The 16,087-nt window shown below is 43.1% G+C and carries 4 protein-coding genes and 1 pseudogene; all 5 read right to left on the reverse strand.

The annotated features are described in order from the left end of the window. Positions 1-1,791 (reverse strand): annotated as a pseudogene (locus tag Q0P86_RS05180) (hypothetical protein); the annotation flags it as partial. 582 nt (positions 1,792-2,373) lie between these two features. Then, the gene (locus tag Q0P86_RS05185) at positions 2,374-2,802 is read right to left on the reverse strand and encodes a hypothetical protein (RefSeq protein WP_295037834.1); all 429 of its coding nucleotides are present in this window, start codon (positions 2,800-2,802) and stop codon (positions 2,374-2,376) included. A 14-nt stretch (positions 2,803-2,816) separates the two neighbouring features. Next, entirely contained in the window at positions 2,817-3,497 is a 681-nt protein-coding gene (locus Q0P86_RS05190; RefSeq protein ID WP_295037836.1) for a hypothetical protein, read from the reverse strand. Between the two features lie 12 nt (positions 3,498-3,509). Next, entirely contained in the window at positions 3,510-15,038 is an 11,529-nt protein-coding gene (locus Q0P86_RS05195; protein WP_295037838.1) for a LamG-like jellyroll fold domain-containing protein, read from the reverse strand. A 10-nt stretch (positions 15,039-15,048) separates the two neighbouring features. Beyond that, positions 15,049-15,945 carry a hypothetical protein gene (locus tag Q0P86_RS05200; protein WP_295037841.1) on the reverse strand — a complete coding sequence of 299 codons (897 nt, stop codon included), beginning with the start codon at positions 15,943-15,945 and terminating at the stop codon, positions 15,049-15,051. Positions 15,946-16,087 lie beyond the last annotated feature (142 nt).

A 16,087-nucleotide genomic window follows, 5' to 3' on the forward strand; every position in this document is an offset into this window, starting at 1 on the left:
AAATTTTTCAAAGAAATCATTGAGATCGAAAACAGCTTTCAACTTAGAAATTTCATTCTGCGTCAAATGAGGAACATCAATTACTTGCGGGGCGAGCAAATTTATATCTAAATCAATTTGAGCATCATATTCCTCGTTTCCCGATTCAGTTTCACCTTCTGCATCACCCGGTTCAGCAGGAGAGTCACTTTCAGTTTGCTCAATCATTTCGGGCAAAACATTTTCTTGCAGCAGTTCAAAGAACGCATCAACATCAGCTCCCACGCTATAGTAGGCATCAAGTAATTCTTCGTAAAGAATCTGGTTTGCCGATTTAAGAGCTTCTTGAGATTCTTCTTGGTTTTCCTCATCTAAAGAAGGCTCATTATCAGGTTCTTCACCTTCATTTTCGTTGGCTACTTCTCCGCCTTCGCTCGCAGAGTCCTCGTCGTCAAAATTTTCTACGGCAACATAGTACGGTAATTCTTTTGCCTTTTGTTCTTCTTCGAAATTTTCTTCATCATCTGTAACTTCGCCGTCTTCGGGATATTCTATACTTAAGTTTTTTTTGATGTAGAGACTGAGTAACTGGCTTATGGTAAGGGAATCGTTCTTGTCGTCTTCGTCTTCCGCGCTTCGCAATGTTCCGCCATTCACCAACCTTTGCCACAGGTTCAAAATAAGCGAGGTGTCAACAGGGCAAATCAGCCCGTCGGATACGGCACCGAATAATGTTTTTTGAATAATAGTTGGCTTAACCTTGGTCAATTTGTAGAGTGTAGAGACGCCTTCTCTCAAAGCCAATGCAAAGAAAATTTCAAACCAACTGTTTTCCGTCTCTAATTCCAGACTGCCGTAATCATCAGGATAACGATTTTGCAGCTGCAGAAGCATGCTGTAGGCTCTGAAATAAGCCAGCACCTTACTTTCAACAACCCTTTCTCGCCCCGCAACGAGAGGGAACACCGTATTGGAGTTCAAGAAAGCGTTAATAGCATTGATTTTTTTCGTGTTATTTACCGGTGCTGTGCACCAAGAATCAACCGTATTCCTATACACGCGAAGCATGGAATCAAGCTTCGCATACTCACACTCAAAGCTTTCCTGTTGCGACTTTAGGGTGAAGTTTATCTCTTGTTCTGTTTTTCCGTTGAAAACAAGGTGCTCGGTCGATTTGTGATAATATTTTCCATCCTTTTCCTCATAGGCTTCCGCATAAAGAGACACCTTGTTTTTTCCGTAATCCTCCTTTGAATCAAGCAAAAGGCCTACCGGCAACAAAGAAGAACTATATCGTCTCTCATATTTACCATCAGAACCAGAAAAAGTTTCACCCAAAATTATTTTTTCAAAATATCCCGAGGGGGCTTCACCGTCAACAGAGGTATCGACAAAATGCAAGCAATAGGCAATTATCTTTATATTCGCAAGGATGTTGCCCTGCTCATTCTTTACCGTTCCAAAAATGCGACAGTCACCGTTCTGGTCGGGAGATTTCAAGATATCAAACGCCCCCACCTTCAATGCAGAACTTGGTTCCCTATAAGTATTGGAGGTCCAGAGATTATTGCCCTGATAATCTTCTACACGAATCCGAATAGTAGGAAATTCAAGCGATTCGTCGCCATTCTGAAAATTTCCACGAGAGTAAGTCAACGTAAAGGAGCCGTCGGCGGAAATACCCGATTCAGCTATTTGCTCAAATTGGCCGTTATTCAAGTTGTCGGCGTAAACCTTACCCTCAGAAAACGGAACCCCATTCTTGTTGAGAGTTCCAGAAACAGTCCAGTCCGTGGGTACAGGATAGGCCATACATACTCCTTAGAAATTTTTACGCTACTTCGCGAAAAATAAATTACATTATTTCATAAGCCCTAAGCAATTGTTTGTGAAAATTTACAAATTTATTGCAATACGCCTATATTTTTGTAAGAATCGCTTAGGAAGCAGGGCAAGCCGGGCGTTACAGAAACCCCTGCGGCTCGGCCATAGCCATGCGAGCATGGCTGCGGCACTCGCCTTGCATGGTTTTGCAGGTGCGGCGTCTGAGCACCCGCTAGAAGGGGTAGCGGATGGGTTCGGCAGGCTCACCAGCCTTTACGCAGCCTTAAGCCTGGCGAAACAGGAGCGAGGGGGAAACCTCCCCCTTCCATATAAAAGAAGGAAATCGTGGACCCGAACTACAAGGGCGAAGTCATCAAGCACTACAACTTCGTGAAGAGCGTGAACGTGGAAGCGATGGAAAGCTACAGGAAGTAGGAAGTAGACAGTAGGCCGTAGACAGTGATTAGTGAATAATCGCGGTTCCGCCGACTACTGAAACGCGAAAAGAAAAGGCCTCGGTGATGAACCGGGGTCTTTTGTTATAAGCCAATCTAATACTATAACGCAGTTCTATCGATTCGAATATAGAACAAATGATTCTGGTTTTAAGACAACATTGGGCTTCGCACTCGGAATAATTCTAACAGAATTCGTTCCATCACGCAGCCCAAATAATTCCATATTATCAAATGTGAAGTAACCTTCTGCATCTATGGATGCAGTAACATGGGTCATATTCTGCAAATGCGTCAATTGGACGGTATTTTCAAAATAAGCCGTGTCATAGCCATTCACATGGACTTTAGAAGAGCCAGAACGAGAAACCAGACCATTAACATGGGTATCCACATTTACAGAATCAACTTTCCCTCCACCAAATGTTCCGCTCAAGGACCAGTTTACAGTCACCGGTTCCTGAACAGGGGCAATGGACGAGCCTTCGTCGCTGGAGCAAGCCAACAAACCAAACAAAGCTATTCCCAGAAGAATTTGTTTCATATTATCTCCTTTTGTTATTTTATATTAAACAAAGCTGTTGGAAGATTGCTACGACGCTTTGCCGAAAGAACATCAACCTTCACATTAGACACCTGAGCATTAGGCATCAGCGTTTTTATTTCCACACCGGAAAGTGTCCCCGGTAGCAGACAGCTATTATCACAATATTTATATTCTGTTTCCGCAGTAGCGACACCACCAAGAGCATTCATAGGAATCTTGGCAATCATTTTCACAACACGGCGTTTCTTGTCTGAATAGAAAAAAACAGGCTTAGAATCATCTTTAGGAACAATTTTCCAAAGACCATTTTCCTTTACAGGGGTCCTATAATCTTCGGGTTTTCCCATTTGCGAAGTGATATCCGTAGGCTCGTTCTGTAATCCGCTTTGACTTGGCAAACTTTTTCCAGTTTTCAAATCTGTCACACGGATTATATCTCCATTTTTCACGATTTGCATGTTCATCATCTGCGACTTAACCGTCGTGATAGACTTGTCACCACCAGCAGTCAGCATTGACGTCCTTACGGTCTGAGAAGCCATTCCCGGCAATGCCACTGTAGTCTGCATAATGATTTCCGCCGTATCTGGAAAGGCAGCCTTCTTTTGATTATCGAATACGGCATTGATGTCAAGAGCAAAGCAATTTGTCGCGGTAAAGGCGGTCAATAAAATTTGTACAATCTTTTTCATAATCAAGCTCCGTTATAAATTAGATAAAAGTTTAGTCGAAACAATCTGCGAATTCTTTCGCAGGACGAGATATGTATGACTCAAGTCAATCCCCATCCAATCCACAGCAATAAACTGTTCACCCGGCATTACCGTGCCGGAATAGATTCTGCGGATTGGAGCACCATTCGCATAGACCAAGTCGAGTAGAACATACGGATAACCGTCAAGAGAAAGAATCAATCCCTCGGGAGTGCGAATCACAGGAATCGATATTCCAGAATCGTAGCCATAATCGGCAACCAAAGAATCCCGATTGTCGCGAGGCGCAACGATTTTCGGTTCTTCCCAGACAGGATCTTCACCATAAATTTTCTTGCCCGTAGAATCATAAACACATATTTTCGATGTCACAACATAGGACTTTGTAAGCCCTTCATGAGACGGGTCATCGGACGCATTCCACAACGGGTCCCAGTTTCCTACATGAATGGCAAACTTGAATTCGTCTGCCCACACATTATGCGGAGCCAAGGAAACATCGCCAACATGTACGTTCACCTGATAGCGACTGTTGCCAAGAGCAACCATCTCTGCACCATCAACAAACAAAGGCTGATAGTTGATATCAAAAATCGGCTGCAAACCTTCTTCAACAAGGAAGTAGTAACGGACATCATACTTGCGTAACGACGCACCACCCAGATTCTCCAGTTTCAAAGCAATCTCACTAGCCCTAGTTTGGTCATCGCGCATATCAGCAGCAAAGACTCGAACGGATGGAGGCGTGGCTTCTATAGGATCCTCCATTTCTACGCAATGGCCGCCAATCAGATTGTTCTCCGAATCAAGAACAACGATGCCGAAATCATCTATAAAACCATCGACATCTGTGGCCGCCATTCCAGGAAGAACATAAGACGGATCATCTTCAGCATACCACGGGACATTTCCATCATTGTATATGCCCATAAGGGGACCATCACCAAAGTATGGGCGCCCGCCAGGCAAGATACGCGTTGTATCAAAGGCCCACTCCACGTAACCAGTATTATAGCCTTCAGCACTAACAACCAGGCCAAGGGAGTCCCCCGGGAAGTAGGCATCGGCATTGACTGACTCCGGCGATTCTCCGCGGAAGTAATAACGGACCTTGAATCCATTTATCGTTTCAGATGAAATATTCTTCAAACGGATTCGGGGACGAATCATAGTCTTGTCAGAAGGATATCCTTCAAAACGCACAGAAGATTTCACCTTTTGCACAACAACTGTTTCATTACCAGCAATTCCGCTATTAGACTTCCAAGAAATTTGCGAAGGCTTCACTTCATCACCATTGGTGAATGCGATGCCCGCAATTTGAACTCCATCAGGAACATTCAACGTAATCCTTTGCATGCCGGAATTCAGCGGAATCTTTACATTTGCGATTTCCACAGGTCTCCAAGTATTTTCAAGTTTAACGGAACCGGAATACGTTGTAGCACCCTGCGCACCGATTTTAATCACTGCACTAGTCTTTATTGCAGAGCGGGCATACACGATTGCCTTGTAGTCCGCAGACGCTGGAATATCGACAGACATATTCAGACCCGTTCCAGCATCACTTCCGACAAAGTAGCCGTTTCCTGAGACGGCACAGGAGAACTGTCTGCCAACACCTTCCATTTCGTTCCCAAGAACAATTATTGTGTGAATTTCTGTAGTATCACCCTCATCCGTTATGGGCAGAGTCAAGGCAAGGACTTCATCTCCATTCAAAGCCTTCGTATAGAACCGGACATCAGCAACATGCCCGACAAAATTCTTGCTCACCAGTTCACCCATGGAGAACGTGCCATAGAATTCCCGTTCCATAGGTAATGCCGGCATGCGTTTTACCATAGCCCCATCAATGTAGAATCGAACATCTTGAGAATCTACGGCTACAACAACATGTGACCATGCATTTGATGGCAAGTATCCACGCAATGTCCATATTCTATTATTCTCGACAAGGCGTAAGTTCCTTCCCTGGTTCTGGACTTCAATCTTCATGCCGGAAGTTCCCACGAATCCCATTACCCGACGCCAGAGAGTATCTTGGGCATTGCCCGGACTCACTCGAGCTTCCATAGAGTATTCGCTACTCGTACCAAGATCCACCCTTCCCACACCAACAGCGCTATCGCCAGGATGATAGAAGTACAAGCCACTTCCAGAAAGCCATGGACGGAACATGGAAAGATTCAAATGATGTCCGGTACCGATTCTTTCCTTTGCCGTTTTGCCAGAGCCTTCCGATGCAGGATACCAAAGGGCAATTCCCATAGGATACGGCCACAATTCCTCGGAAACAAGTCTCCGTGTAGCCAAATTATGACCATAATCCTGAACCTCAATAGATGCAGTCAAATTGCAACCCAAACACTTATCCATTGCATAACGAGAAATGATCTTCGATACAGACACATTACCCAAAGAATCCGGAAGTACAGAGGTTGTCCCTAACGTATCTTGGCCAAGAATCCAACACAATTTAACACTATATATGCCAGATTCGTCATCAGCGACATTGAACGAAATATCAAAGTGACGATCAATAGCATTCGAAGATTCTTCCAGCCTATCTTCAGTTATAATCGGTCGCGCAGAGTCTGTAATGACAACTGGTCCAACAAATTGGGCTTGCGTAGAAACTAACGAACTTGCTTCATAACGAGACGCATAAACACCATCCCTTATTTTCAATCCACCATATTCACCATCAAATCGTAGAGTATCTTGCAAGTTTCCTTTCTTGTTTGCAACACCCTTCGTACCTTTATATAAGGTAAACACTCCTAAACCAGGCTGATTACAATTCGGATAAAGTTCCATATATCCGTTATCCAAGCCCAACCATAATGTATCCAGTGGAATATTGCACACAAGATTCGGTGGAACAACGACAGCCAAAGCCTTCACCGGACGATCAAAGCCCTCATCACCGGAAGCATTCTTGGCAACACCATAGATATAGGTGGAATCCTGATTCGGAAGAGTCACCATCACACGCCCAAGCGAATCCTTTCGCCATGCAAGCTTCCGCGACAACGCACTATCCAAATACAAGTCAAAATCAGCAGACCCAACGACACGAATTTCTCGTTCCAGAGTCACTGCCACTTCCGGCAAAACCTCCATAGTAAGAATCTTCGTAGAAGCCTTCACGGAATCCAAGGCCGCAAAGACAGAGAACGTGGCAGTTTCACCGGAAATCAGCATATACGCCCAGTTGTTTTCATCATAACAACCGGAATCATCCCAACTTTCACAAGTGGCGCTGTCCGCATTTGCACCACTTACAGCAGCCTTTCCCTCATCATTCAAATAACCATATAAGACATGAGAAAGGGGCACAAACTGTCCATTCTTGAAATCCACCTTGTATAGCCGTACCCTGTCCGGCGTAAGCCCAGCCTGTTCTATTTCCTTCCTGGAAAGTTTCATCTGGATTCGAGGATATTTTGTGCTATCAGTAAATTCCATCGATGGCAGAACTTCAATTATCGGCCCCGTCAACGCAGCATTATTGAAAACATCAAACTGGTGTTCTTCGGCTGAAGTCGTACGAACAGTCACATCCCGTAACGCGTCCATAGCACCAGGACCAAACGAGACCGAGACCTCACCAAATAGAGATTTTACAGTTTTATCGTCAGAAGTTCCCACTGGAGTACCCACATTCAAGTCATATTGGGCATAATTCATATTGGAGGAACCATTCGAGCCACCCCATGTAAGAATAAACGAAGTATTCCCCTGCAAATGGTTCATATCGAACCATTTCAGATGTTCGCTCTTGCCAGTTCCTGTAAAGGAACCAATGTAATGGAATACAGAATCTTTCAAATAGGAAATATCATAATTTATTCCAGAAGTTAGACGGCCAACCATCTCTACATACTCATGAGGACGTTTTAACAAAACAGAATCCCTGTAATGGACAGTAAGATTATTAGCTAAAGGATCCTCCATGTCCACGATGAAATGCGAATGTTCACTACCATCCAAGTGAGTCAATTCCGCAGAGCCAATTCGTCGTTCCTTGAACCACTCTCCGTTCATAAGGGCAACTCTATTTTGGCCTGAGTCGCCATACCTCACCAAATCTTCAACCGATAGAATAGTCGAATCTACTGGCGATGGAAGTTCTGAAATCGGAGACGCCTTGGTTCGCCTATACACAAGCGTTTTTCTTAACGAATCTGCATTGTAATATAGTGTATCGTTTGAATAGACCCAGTGAACAGAATCCGGGAAAGTATAGCCGTACTTCATCCCAGCACTAGCATTTACCGGCAAGCCAAAAGGCGTAACATAAAAAGCGTGCTTTACAGAATTATACTTATCTTTGTCGAAAGAAACTGTAGTCGAAAAATTCGTAGAATCGTTCATCTTAGAACTATCTATACCCAAAGTCAAAAGCGAGTCCGGTTTCCAATATGCAAAGGAATAGAAACTTACAGGATCATCAATTTGGTCAATTGGCTTGAAATTCATAAGATTTCTAAAATAGCCATTGTTATCTGGAGAAATCAAATACAGATTAGCCCATGATTCATCACTAAAGTCACCAGGGTAATAGTGGACCTTGGATCCCATTGCATAAAATTTAACAGAATCATTTTTTACAGAATCCTTCCATACGTTTGGTCTTGGTGCCGGATTCGGAATTACATACTTGATTGTATCCGCAATTTGTGCACCGTAGGATTTGTTTAAAGAAACATAGAAATCAACAGAACCATGATCCAGCAAAGGCGTTCTCAAGGGTTCCTTTACAATACTATTCCAAAAATACTTTACAGGGGATCCATTCTGATAACCATGAACCATAGCAACAAAATGTCTCATATTCCAATTTTCGGAATCATCATTATAAAATTTCACTTCATAATAGGAAGGATACCTGTAAGTAGGCGTTTCATCAGGGAATAAGAACGTGTTTATTGCACCCGGTAAAGAGTCTGCACCAAAGAAAGGAAGATGTTGAGTCTCATATGGAGTCAGTTTGCCATAGGATTTGTCAAAAGTCCACTTATCGCCATCAAAGAAATTGTTCGCACGGTTTTTGACAGCAGCGTCAAGAATAGTGGGATTTTCGATGATATTACTCTGTAATGCAGCCATATAACCGCTTGTACCAGTATTATAAATGCTCTTATTGGTTCCGTCAAATCGGATTGTTCGGTTCACCAAGTTATCATAACCAAAGCCAGCATTCCAATAGGAATCGGGAATTGTGAGTTTTATGGAAAATTTAATTGTTTTATACTTTATTGTACTACAATGTTCGGAGTTTATAAGTCCCTCATTTCCAAAGAAATTGTTATGTAATATATCTCCAATTAATTCCACCTTAAAAAGATTTTCATTCGGATTATAGTCATTGGACTTACCTTTTCTACACCCACTCGTTGGATCACATTGGCATTGCTTTTCGTTACCATTTTCATTGAATGTATCCGGTTCGCATGTCCCAATATTTTTAGGGTCGAACAACATATAACCACCGTATTCAGGCTTTGGAATATAATTTGATGAGTCTGCAGAAATGTCTGTCAACATCCATACAGCCTTTTTTTTCAATTCTTCATAGGCTTCAAAATTCCACTCATTAGTTTCCCTATAGCTCACCCAATCCTTGTATAGCAAAACATACATTTCAATATGTGAAGATGAGTCATAATGATATCCATAATTGTCTGCACTATTATATTCAACTTCAATCAAAGCATCTTTTTTCTGTGTAGAAAAAGTAATCATATCTACACCTATATATGGTTCATTTCTTAAATCATCCGGTTTACATAGCTTATCAGAAGCAGCCTGAATCCATCTATCATATTTGTATACAAAGACCAAATCCAGCCGTTCTCTCTGCCTCTTGATTCCGAGACTGAAACGTTCCGGCTTAAATCCAATCGCATTTTGCGTTCCTGTAATTGTTGATTTAAGTTCGTAAGGCTTTTGGTACTTCTCAGGAAGGTAGTAGCCCGACACATCCGCCGTCACCAGATAATCGGCAATCGGCTCATAGCGTTTTTCACCTTTATGCATCGTGTCGTCCACAGCCTCACGAATGTTGAACCACAGCCCATTAGAATTTTCGTTTTTCAACTCTACGGGATTCAGATTATTGGCGACAACAAGTTCAAACGGGACTACAACAGAATCCACCTGCACATTCCTTGCATCTACAGGATACGCCTCCACCGCCTTGATTGTCAGCGTATAAGTCCCCGTATTCGTTACAGGATGATCCTTTTCCTTCATTCCGTTCCATACAAGTGTATAGGCTGCATTATTTGGCCCGGCATTTTTCAGTTCATTTTTAAAAACATCAATCTTGTTTCCATCCGGCGCTGTGACATACGCATTCACATAGGCTTTACGCCCACGGATTCCGTAATCGGCAGACATTTTCCCCACCACATAGGATACGCTATCCGGCAATGCGCTTACTGTTTTCGGCAATTTAAAAAGTTTCCCAACCACATAGGATACGCTATCCGGCAGTGCGCTTACTGTTTTCGGCAATTTAAAAAGTTTGAACGGAGGCAAGGTGTCTGACGGCAAAACAACCTTCAAGCCGGGCAAAGCAAGAAACACTTTTGCAGAATCTAGGAATACGCGAGCACTCCCGACAGCCTGTTTTTCAACGGCTTCCGCATAGATTGTCGCGAACCCTTCTGCCGGATACGTTCCTGCATCACTCAGGCCATTCCATTCCTTTTTGAACATATAGTTTTCTCGATCCACCGACCAGGAATACACAGGCACAGCCCCAGGGAAACCGCTCTCGGAACGCGAACCAAAATAAACAGGAAGCACCGTCAGCGTATCTATCGCCTGATTCACAGAAAATGCCGAATTACTTTGAATGGTCACATTTCCTGATTCTCCCGTCAAAATCATCATAGCATTCGCATTCACAATCGGATTCATTTCAGGAATGGGAGATATTAACGAATCTAGCAAAGACGGCGATGTTACTGAACTACTGGAATCTAGCCTTTTTTCACATTTATTAGCCGCAACACAAGAAATCACTGTAGAAGTAGAATCATAGCGCAAGACTAGCGAATCAGCCTTCAGTCCTTTCCACTTCAAAGTCCACCTCACAGAATCACCGTAGAACCATATGCCCTGCGCTCTAGTCTCATCCACCGGATTCCCATAGAACGGATTTCCCTTGATACGGTTCGTGCCGGCATCGAACAAGGCAACACCCTTCGCGTCATAGCCATAGACCCGGACACTGTAATTGGACAGGTTATCCCCCTGCATAGAATACAAAATCTTAGATTTTATCGAATCAACATACACGGTGTCTTGCACCTGCAAATTCATCAGCGGGTCAGATGAATCCGGCACGTAGGTTTCCAAATATATTTTTGTCGAGTCGGACAATATAGCACATGTATCGCAGGGAATCATGTCCAATTTCAGCATGTAATTTCCGCTGAGAGCCTTTCGATTCCAGAAGCCCAAAACCCCCTCTATAGGCTGAGTCCTATTGGAATCCCTTCTAGAGATCCCCTCCGTATGCCATGAATTATCACAGCCTGTATCAAGACACTTGTACGAAAGTTCATAACGCGCCATAGTCTCATACTTGGCACTGGGCGCGGCAGCGACGCCCTTGATTGCAAGAATAGCTCCGTCAAGCCCTTTTGTCGTATCTGTAGGAGATGTAATTTCAGAATATTGTGTTCCCACATAGAACAAATCTGTCATATAGCTTATATTGCCAGCGGCATCTGCACAACCTACTTCCAGATAACGTTTTCCAGTAGTTGTATCTACATCGGACGCCATGATTTCAAAGCGAACCGTATCATCAACAAACGCTTTGTCGATATATTTCCAAGCACTAGTCTTTTCCGCGCCCCTTACGCGACTATAACAACGGAACCCAGTGCGGTTTTCAGCGGCATCATGCTTTTCATTCACGACAAGTTTTGCGCCAAATGAGGTTTCGTCCTTTGGATAAACAAGTTTTGTCGAGACCAAGGTTTCAATATTGGGCGAAATCCTATCAACGCGTACGACCTTATCGTATTTCTTTTCGGACTCGTTATCAGCCCCATCTACCGCAGTCACCTTAATTCTATAATCGCCATCCGAAATGAGCATATGGTCGTTTTCTAGCCAGTCCCCATTATAACCATTGGCAGAAATTATCGTTACGGAGTCTCCCATACGATCGGCAGCAGAGCTATCAGGCCAATGCATGAACGAATAATAGAGCTTAACCACACTGGCGCTATCAATATTATTTTCCTTGACGTTATAAGACATCTTCAATCTGTCATCGGCACCGATATACAAGAGGGTATCTACCTTTTGAGGCAAAGTAAATGGCGACGGCTCAGAATTAGACCTTTCGGCACGAACATTGCTGAACGTAAAAACAGGAGGGGTCGTATCCACATAGAACTCTACAAAATCACGGGTCTTGTTCAGGGCTAGCGACTCAATACTGTTCCAGTCACTTTCCGTATCGTTACCGGCAACAATCTTATTGACCAGTCCAGCGACTTTTTCATATGCATCATAGTCGGGAAGAGCCCGGTCAATCGCAAAAATATTCAAACGATACTTGCCATCGTCAAGGCGGATGCTACTGTCGCGGAAAATCGCAAAATTTGGATTGGAAACATCATAAAGCGAAGGAAGCTTGGCATGGAACTCAAAACGGCTCCCATTCCATTTACTGATATATGCCCGCATGGCACGAATATCCAGCATAGAATCAACATTAACAACTCGGGCCAAAATATTGGTTCGATTGGGATTCAGCCTGCCGCTTTCCCTGGAAAGGGACACCTGCGGCGGAGTACGGTCAACAGAGAAAGGTACGATATAGGGAACAACGCTGTAATCGGAATCGTTGGCCACGGAAATATTGATTTTCCAGATATAATGCCCTTCGGGAACATTTGAGTTTTTCTGTGCCGATGTTAGCGTAGCGCCTTTGCCGTCGGAAGAGAAGCCCATGCAAAGTTCCGTAAATCTAGCGTTGGCAACAACAGCGGAGTCCTTGGTAAACGCGGTATCTACAAACATGAAGTCCGTGCTTAAAGAGTCTATACGGAATCCTTGATAATCAAGGGTACTTGCAGTCAATTTAAAGTTGTCAACTCCCGTAACAACAATGTTCGGCAAGGGCCACTTGGCTTCGTATAGATCCTCAGTCATCTTCGCCAGATAGAAGAACCTTTGCGTATTGCTGAGCCCAATCTTATTCACTGTACTGATGGTAACTGCATTCTGGTTATCTTTCTGGAAATAGGCTAGGTTCTTGAACGCTTGATCCGGCAAATTGGCAGGAACAAAGATAAAATCACCATTTTTCTCTACCGGATGCGGGACCTTGCCGATTTGTTGAAGCCCATTGCCATCGTTCTTGTCGGCATAAACGGTACAGGCCGTATCCAACTTCGGGTCTATTTTGACATTACACACCCATTTTATTTCCGTCTGGAAATTGAAATTCATGGTTATTTCGCGCAGACGGTGAGGCATCAAGTCGTCCACAACAAAAGAATATCTATGGATGTAATCGGTCGCCACGATTTTCGGCAACTTGTAACGTTCAACATGGCGAATGGGGACCAATGTATCATTTTGCGTTCCACTTGAAGTAAGACCGGGAACTTTCTCCCAACGATCGACCTTCACACCAAATTCATTCCAGTCCTGCGAGGAATGGAATTTCAAGGGTTCGAGTTTGGAAACAGACACATTCTCCGACACAGATGTATTCTGAACAGAATCCCCAAAGAAGCCCACTACACATTTTGCCGAATCCCTATTTCCTATGTAGAAACACGACTTGTTCAGTTTTGCGGTCGCAATTTTTCCGTTTGTCGTATCATTGTCTACCATTTCTAAAGTATGTGCATCGCCAAGAAGCAAGTTCACGAAAGGTTTTTCGTAGAGGAAGTCTTCGTAAACATGAACGGAATCATTCAACATCCAATCCTTAAAACGTGTTTCCATGGACATATTGTGCGAATTTATCAAATCCGAAATGCCAAACCCAAATGCTTCTAGCGATGTTGGTAACAAAACCGCTGCCGCGACAGCAGGTATTGCAGCTTTAAGAGCTATCTTAACCGGATAATATATGATAAACTCCGCCGCAAACATTCCAACAGCCATCGCAGCGGTTGTCCCCATTATAATTGAAGCATCCATACTTGAAGCCATATACGCGGCATTCTGCACATTACGCTTTACATCTACAGCAGGATCAATAAGCATTGTTGTATGCCTTGCAAGGCCAATGTCCGTTTCCACCAGCGAGGATCCCTTTCCTTGAACATTCACTCCACCAAGAAAGCCCAAATACAATCCTGTAAACGCATTCACATAATTCACGCCAAAACCATCATCTGAAGATAATTGACTTATAACATTTATAAATGGGACCGATAATGCATCTGGAATAAAAACACTCAACGCAGACCTGAAACCCTTATCTGGGTCTGTAAAAGTCATGCTATGATCCATAGCTAAAAGACGGAACATCGGCAATGAATCCGGTTTATTTTCCTTCGTCTTTAACACGTTGATATTTTCACCAGCATAATTAGGATCTACATAATGAACCAAAGGATCATTAGGCCTATAATTTTCTAAAGCGGCTTCAATAAGTCCGCCAAGAACATAATTCATACGCCCCAAACCAAGAGAGGCAATTAATCCATATAAAGCAATTTCAGAAGTCGTCCAATCTTTAGACAAAATAGCCGCAGCAATAGCCATCGCAGCAGTCATAGGCACCCAGTTACCAATCCCCTCGCCAATAAGCGTAGCTGCATTAGTTTCATTAAAATAACAGCCATCACCGCCATCGCAATCAATCAGCTGCATAGCCAATTGCATGTTTAGGGCTCCAGTGCCTTCGTGCGGAGAATCAAGTGTAATCACCTTATCTACTTCACCATAATAATAATTACTGTTTTGAACCCATTCACGAGAGACGACACCGCCCATGCTGTGACCGATAAGAATGTAACGAGAAGCAAGTTGGCGGTAGAGATCAGGGTCTTTGCGGATAATTTCAAGAGCAGTTTGCCCTCGTAATGTGTCGTAAACAGCCTTCACTTCTTGGGCTTCTTCAACAAGTGCTCGACGACCTCCAAATTTCTGACCCCTATTCCAAGTCCTATCACCAAGCTCCACAGCGTTGTTCTTGGAACTATTGGCAGGATTCGTGAATGAACGCCATGAATAAAGATAGGAATCGTGCACATTTCGCATGCTATCTGGTTCTTCAAAAACATTTTTACTCAACCAATAGGTTAGTCTATTTTCGCTATCATATTTACCAATGTGACCACCGCCACGAAAACTAGAATCCTTAGAAGCTTCTGCTAAAGAATTTTTCTCCTTAATTCCCTTGTCCGATCCTAAGGCACCATGAAGCATCATGACATTGTAATTTGTAATACTTTCCATCGGCTTGGGAATGGACCAAGCAAAGTTTACAACAACAAATAAGAAGAATAATATTCGTTTCATATTTAAAATCCTAATAAGTTACGCTATTGCCATTTTCATTACTAAATTCTAAAGCAGATCGAATAGATACCCCAATACACAGAAAAGCATCATTGACAATCCTACACACATTATTTCCTAAATCCAACATATCACCAGCAAAACCAACCTTTGTATAATAAGTCCACCCGTACGGTTCTCCCTGTAGCAATGAATCCAAATACATATTATTCTTCATCAAGTACAAATTCATCGGATTACCCTTTAAAGCCAAACAATACACATCATTCCCCCAAGTTCTTACATCGTCGCACTTCTTTATCCATTTTAAATCGTCTTCTAGTTTCTTGTAAGTAATCGTTCTTTGCATCGTATCTAGCACAGCATACTGGCAACTATCTCCGCCCATGTTCAAAGACTTATCACCACGGACAATAAAAGTTCCTTCAAGCCATTGTTTTATTGATTTTGCTTTAAACACAACAGAACATCCTTCGACAATTTTACGAAGTTTCCTTTCATGAGGTTTTTCTCCTAATTTCCACATTTTTATTGATTCAGGCACATTTCCGCCCCATACAATAGAATCGGTCATCTGCCCAATAAGAGTAGATTCGTCTCTCGTATTATCCAAAGAATCGCACCATCTCGGTCCATCCTCCTGAACCCTATAATTGTAAACGCAAAGACGAGTATGTCCACATCCTGAACCAAGGTCTTCGTCAGACATTGCGAGAACGGTTTCTTCATATTTTGTCCAACAGCGTATATCACCAACCATTACCAAAGAATCATCCACAAATCCAACAACACGCCTTGAACTTCTTCTATCCTCCCAATCATAATATGTATCCCCACACCCCCACATACATACGCAAGCAAGTGCACCCAAGGCAACAACGAGCAGCCATTTAATTTCACCCCTCATAAAGGAGACCTCCTTTGCCACCAATCCAAAACCAGAAACGGCTCGGCAGCACATGACGAAAACCACGCACAAATATACTTTATATTTTGTATAAAATCAAGTGTAACTATGGACGATTTCATCAATCTAGGTAAACTTGCCA

Origin of the sequence: uncultured Fibrobacter sp. (genome assembly GCF_946062555.1) — a bacterium.
Taxonomy (GTDB): domain Bacteria; phylum Fibrobacterota; class Fibrobacteria; order Fibrobacterales; family Fibrobacteraceae; genus Fibrobacter.

What these genes read in the sequence shown, in the direction of transcription:
- Q0P86_RS05185 (WP_295037834.1), bottom strand. Translation starts at nt 2,802, where the DNA reads ATGAAACAAATTCTTCTGGGAATAGCTTTGTTTGGTTTGTTGGCTTGC.
- Q0P86_RS05190 (WP_295037836.1), bottom strand. Translation starts at nt 3,497, where the DNA reads ATGAAAAAGATTGTACAAATTTTATTGACCGCCTTTACCGCGACAAAT.
- Q0P86_RS05195 (WP_295037838.1), bottom strand. Translation starts at nt 15,038, where the DNA reads ATGAAACGAATATTATTCTTCTTATTTGTTGTTGTAAACTTTGCTTGG.
- Q0P86_RS05200 (WP_295037841.1), bottom strand. Translation starts at nt 15,945, where the DNA reads ATGAGGGGTGAAATTAAATGGCTGCTCGTTGTTGCCTTGGGTGCACTT.